Origin of the sequence: Streptomyces sp. NPDC090445, from assembly GCF_044769385.1 — a bacterium.
Classification (GTDB): Bacteria; Actinomycetota; Actinomycetes; order Streptomycetales; family Streptomycetaceae; genus Streptomyces.
Window position 1 is genome coordinate 1 of record NZ_JBIVXV010000066.1, and the last position, 4488, is coordinate 4488.

The window sequence follows — 4488 nt, forward strand, 5'->3', positions numbered from 1 at the left end:
ACGCTGTTGAGTTCTCAAGGAACGGACGCTTCCTTTGTACTCACCCTCTCGGGCTTTCCTCCGGGCTTTCGTTCTTCGTTTCCGACTCTATCAGACTCTTTCGTGTCCGATTCCCGGTCGAAGCGGGTTTCGCTTTCCAGGGCCTCGCTTTCGCGTTTCCCTTTCCGGCGAGACCGACTCTATCAGAAGTTTTCCACCGGATTTCCCGGCTTCGGATTCCTGAGGAAGGAGTCGACTGCGCACCCGAGGAATCAGATTCACCGGGTGTCAGGATCTTGCTTGTGGGTTGTCGCCGAACTCTTCCGTTCCAGGCAACCGCTACATACTACAACCTGCCCCGACGGGTGTCAAAGGTCCCTGCTCCGGCCCCCTGCATGCGGTCAGGCCACCGTCGTGTCGCCCTGTCGGCGCACCATCTCGGTGATCCAGACGGGTGCGAACGGGGACATGCAGCCCCGGGAGGTCGGGTAGTCCTTGAGCACCTCCAGGCGCTCGCCGATGCCGACGGCGCGGGCGCGGTACTCGGGGTGCTCAATCCCGATCTGGGCCAGGCAGTGGTTCATCGCCCACTGGAGGCGTTCCGGGGCGTCCTTCATCTCCGCCTCGATGATGTCGAGCAGTGCCGCGAGGTCGAGGCCTTCGGGCTTCTTCGCCACACGCTCGGTGGTCAGCGCCCAGCCGGCACTCGCGACCACCGGATCCGGATCGGCGAACCAGGCCAGGCGCAGCTCTTCGGCGTGCGGGTTCTTCTTCACCACGTAGTTGACGAGCCAGTCGTGCACCTTGGGTGTGCGCGCCTCGCGCAGCATGCCGTCCAGCTCGTCACGCTCGAACGCCTTCGGGCGGCAGATCAGGATGCCGAGCAGTCTCGCCGCGGTGTCACCCGTGTCCCAGAGCCGGCGGGCAAGGTCCTGCTGCGTCTTCAGCCGTTTCGCGAGCGCGCGGAGCCTGCCGAGGTTCACGCCGTGATCGTCGCCGTGCTTCTCGTTCACCGCGCGTGTCTTCGGGTCCTCCAGCGCGGCCAGCTCGGCCATCACCTCGGCCAGCGTCGTCTCGGCCACCGCAGCCTCCCATCCGTCACACGCGAGACTCAGCGTACGGCGGCAGCCGGCTACCGCCACAAGGAGTAAGTACGGCGAAGAGCTGTCGGAGACGCGTTCGTCTACACCCGCGCCGCCGTCGTGGCCGCCGGCCGCCAGGAGTACGAGCACCTACCCCGCTCCCCCGAGCGGTTCGCACCGTACGCCAACGACCTCGTACGGGCCGAGGCCAACACGCACATCAGCTCGGTGCGCTACCGGCGCGCGATGATGCTGCTCGCCTCGGCCGGCGGAAACCGGGTGCCGGTGATCGCCCAACTGGTACACGCCGACGAGGACACCGCCCGCGATGTGATCCACCAGTTCAACGAGATCGGCCTGGCCTGCCTGGACCCTCAGTGGGCGGGAGGCCGTCCCCGCCTGCCCCTTGGTATCCGGCCCACCGCGGGCTCCTGCTGGGCGAAGCAGGGCAGGCCCGACCGCCTGCCGGCGACCTTCCGCCGCACCCACGGCGTCACCTGCTTCCACCGCCGCCACCCCGACGTGCTCGCCGCACAACGCAAGGAACGCACCCGCATCCGCAGCGAGAAGGGCATCCGCTGGGGCGGACGCCCCCTCGCAATCGCAGCCTGAAGAACGCGGTGAACCCAGGCGATCACAGCGCCAGACGGAAGTGAACGACGGTGACTCCATCGGTTGACTTGATGTCGGGGTAGTGGAACCGCAGCCTGTCTTGCAGCTCGGCAAGATCGCGAAACCCGTCGGCGAGAGCGTCCGCCTCGGTCAACTCGGCAACGCTCTTGGAAGTGATCTGAGTGACCACACCGGGCAGCACTACCTCGTCATCCAACTCGAACACCATGTTCACCGGGCCCGTCTCCACCGGGTCGCGGAACCGCACCGTGCTCGTCTTCCGCCCAGTGCGTACAGCATCGAGATAGGTGCGATGGAAATGCAGGGCCTGCATCGCAGCCGAGCCCAGCGCTCGGTCGGACGCTGCGGACTGCTCCCCCCAGACATAGGCATGAGGCAGCAGGTCGGTGATCGCGACACTCCGAATGCCGCCAGCCACCGGCACGAGGACACGGATACCCGGGTGGTAGTCCAGCAGGACCTGCCGGTCCCGGCCACACGGCGCGAGCACACCGCGCCCCATGTCACCGACGGCAACGATCGCCGTCAGGTCACGTGCTCCCGCAGCACGCGCATGCCCGAGCGCCACCAACTCCGCGCAGGGTCCGCCCGTGAAGTGATAGAGGTTGATGCCACCGAATATCCGGCCCTGTGCGTCTCGCACAGCTGCCCCGACGGTGTGCACCTCACCATCACCGTTCGTCTCAACAACGCGCTGGGCGAACTCGACCAGCTCCAGATCTTCTTCCGATAAATGCATCGTGCTGTCCATCCAACAGACACTACTCATACACGTCACCAAGCCACGCAACCCGGTGGACGTTCGTGGTCAGAGCACTGGCCGTGCTGTCACCGGGAAGGTTTGCCTGGTTGTTCGTTGTGCCGGTTGGAAGTGATGACGCTTCCGACCAGGGCCGGGAGGCGGTCTGGCGCAACCGGTTGGGTCCGGGTCCGCAGGCTGACCGAGCAGGAAGGCCAGAAGCTGCAGCAGATCGCGCGGAGGGGCAGTACCGGCTCGGTACGGTTCCGTCGGGCGACGATGCTGCCGGCCTCGGCCGGCGGCAGCACCGTCCCGGTCATCGGACAGCTGGTCCAGGCGGACGAGGACACCGTCCGCGACGTGATCCACCGGTTCACGAGATCGGGCTCTCGCCGATCACCTGCGGCGCAACGTGGCCGGCAGTCCGGATCGGCCGCGAGGCCCTGCGGTCCTTACGGGCCCCGGGCCCTGCAGGCGACTTACTCTGGCGCAAACCGAAGCGCCCGCCGCCCCGACGTCCTCGCAGCACAACGACGCGAGCGCGCCCGCATCCTCAGCGAGAGAGGCGTCCGCTTCGGCGGCCGCCCACGTGCCAAAGCGGCCTGACTCACCGCTTGGACCACCGGAACTGCTCGTCGTCGGGTTCCTCCCGCCGCTCCAGCACTCCCGCGGCAGCCAGTTGCAGAAGCACCTCATGCAGGGCATTCCCCAACGGGTTGTCCGTCCAGAACACCCCCTTGACCCGTGTGAACGTCTCGGACTCGCCGAAGATCCCCAGCGAGCGGCCCACCGCGAAGGCGGCACCGTCCCAGTCCGTCCAGTCAACCAGCCTCTCAGAAAGATCCACAGAACGATCCTGCCAGCACGGCATCAGAACCGGTGAACGATTCCGGTCACAGCACAGCACCAGCCAGTGCTGTCACCGGACTGCTGGGCCATCGGAGAGCAGGAGGCCCGGGCTGGGCATGCCCGTCGCGGGCCTCCTCGACGAGGGGACGGCCATCAGCGAGACGGTGCGGGCGGAACCGGCGGTCGTCGCATGTACGCGCTGCGGGCGGGTCCTGATGCGGGCCCATGCCCTGGAGCCGTGGGGAGAGCTCTCGTACCTCGCCCGCCACTACGTGATCGTGTCGCCGGACCGCGGCCGGGTCCTGCGCGTGTTCTCCGACGAATCCGCCTACGAGCCCTTCGCCGCCCTCCTGCGCGACTGCCCCGCCGAGCCCGCTCCGTCGAGCTGAGCCGGGAGCGAGGGCCGGTCCGGGCGACTGGTCAGAGGTTGACCCGCTTGAGGTAGACGCGGCTGCGGTGCGGGATGGTCTGGTACCAGAGCATCAGGTGCTCGTCCTCGTACGTCCGCACCCGCATCGGGTTCGGGTCCTCGTACAGGCTGCCGTCCTTGGGGTCGATGCCCATGGACGCCAGGTCCACCAGGCCGTCCATGACGGCGCCCACGAAGCCCTGCTGCGCCGACGGCATGTCTCCCAGGACCCACACCCGGCTGGGATCGCACTCCCACGCCCAGCCGTTGTCGCTCTCGACGCCTTCGCCCCGCGGGCTCACAGACCGATTTCCCGCTGTGCCTCGGCAAGGATGCGGCTGCTGGTCCGCATCGCGGCCTGGAACTCGCTCTCGGTGGAGGCGGGGTCGCCGGCGATGCGTTCTGCTTCGCGCAGGGCCGCTACCCGCGCCGGCCACCGGTGGATCGCGACATGCGTGGCCCACTTGATCAGGAAGAACCGCAGGGGGTTGATCGCCCCGGTTTCGGCGGCCCGGTCGAAGGCCTCGTTGCATTCCCTGTCGAGCACGGCGAGGCTCGCCATGTCGATTCGCCGCACGGCGTCCCGCAGCGCTTCCCGCGTCATGGCCGGCTGGGGGATGAGCGGGCCGCCGTCTTCCACGTGCTGTGCTGTCATCGACTCCTCCGTGGGAACGCGGCCAGGATACCGAGCGACCCGCGGGCATGCCGGTGAACGCAGAAAAGCCCCGCACCGAACCCCCCGAGAGGGGTTTGGTGCGGGGCTTCCCGCAATGATTGTTCGGCGGCGTCCTACTCTC

Annotated in this window: 7 protein-coding genes and 1 pseudogene; 3 read left to right on the plus strand and 5 right to left on the minus strand. The window is 67.6% G+C overall.

Translation table 11 applies throughout. The features are described 5' to 3' along the window. Positions 1-380: 380 nt before the first annotated feature. Positions 381-1034, minus strand: coding sequence for a DNA alkylation repair protein (locus tag ACIQUT_RS40150; protein ID WP_403570673.1), 654 nt, complete (start codon positions 1032-1034; stop codon positions 381-383). 147 nt (positions 1035-1181) lie between these two features. On the opposite strand from ACIQUT_RS40150, the gene ACIQUT_RS40155 reads away from it, so the two are divergent. Further along, on the plus strand, positions 1182-1673 hold the full coding sequence (locus ACIQUT_RS40155; RefSeq protein WP_403570664.1) for a helix-turn-helix domain-containing protein: 492 nt from the start codon (positions 1182-1184) through the stop codon (positions 1671-1673). Between the two features lie 22 nt (positions 1674-1695). Here ACIQUT_RS40155 and ACIQUT_RS40160 read toward each other — a convergent pair whose 3' ends face one another. Then, positions 1696-2445, minus strand: a complete 750-nt coding sequence (locus ACIQUT_RS40160; RefSeq protein ID WP_403570666.1) for an ASCH domain-containing protein — start codon at positions 2443-2445, stop codon at positions 1696-1698. 123 nt (positions 2446-2568) lie between these two features. Between ACIQUT_RS40160 and ACIQUT_RS40165 the strand changes: the two are divergent. Beyond that, positions 2569-2820, plus strand: a pseudogene (locus ACIQUT_RS40165) (hypothetical protein); the annotation flags it as partial. Between the two features lie 220 nt (positions 2821-3040). On the opposite strand, the gene ACIQUT_RS40170 reads toward ACIQUT_RS40165, so the two are convergent. Next, a complete protein-coding gene (locus ACIQUT_RS40170) occupies positions 3041-3280 on the minus strand; it encodes a hypothetical protein (protein ID WP_403570667.1) in 240 nt (79 codons plus the stop codon). A 118-nt stretch (positions 3281-3398) separates the two neighbouring features. On the opposite strand from ACIQUT_RS40170, the gene ACIQUT_RS40175 reads away from it, so the two are divergent. Then, positions 3399-3671 (plus strand): hypothetical protein, encoded by a 273-nt coding sequence (locus ACIQUT_RS40175; protein WP_403570669.1) that lies wholly within the window; start codon positions 3399-3401, stop codon positions 3669-3671. A 31-nt stretch (positions 3672-3702) separates the two neighbouring features. Here the strand turns inward: ACIQUT_RS40175 and ACIQUT_RS40180 are convergent, their stop codons facing one another. Together ACIQUT_RS40180 and ACIQUT_RS40185 are read right to left on the minus strand one after the other, a co-directional pair. Further along, on the minus strand, positions 3703-3993 hold the full coding sequence (locus ACIQUT_RS40180) for a hypothetical protein (protein WP_403570670.1): 291 nt from the start codon (positions 3991-3993) through the stop codon (positions 3703-3705). Continuing rightward, positions 3990-4346 (minus strand): hypothetical protein, encoded by a 357-nt coding sequence (locus ACIQUT_RS40185; protein ID WP_403570672.1) that lies wholly within the window; start codon positions 4344-4346, stop codon positions 3990-3992. Before ACIQUT_RS40185 ends, ACIQUT_RS40180 begins: the two co-directional genes overlap by 4 nt. Positions 4347-4488: the final 142 nt, after the last annotated feature.

Coding starts and splice junctions, on each gene's coding strand:
- ACIQUT_RS40150 (WP_403570673.1), bottom strand. CDS start 1,034: ATGGCCGAGCTGGCCGCGCTGGAGGACCCGAAGACACGCGCGGTGAAC.
- ACIQUT_RS40160 (WP_403570666.1), bottom strand. CDS start 2,445: ATGGACAGCACGATGCATTTATCGGAAGAAGATCTGGAGCTGGTCGAG.
- ACIQUT_RS40175 (WP_403570669.1), top strand. CDS start 3,399: ATGCCCGTCGCGGGCCTCCTCGACGAGGGGACGGCCATCAGCGAGACG.
- ACIQUT_RS40185 (WP_403570672.1), bottom strand. CDS start 4,346: ATGACAGCACAGCACGTGGAAGACGGCGGCCCGCTCATCCCCCAGCCG.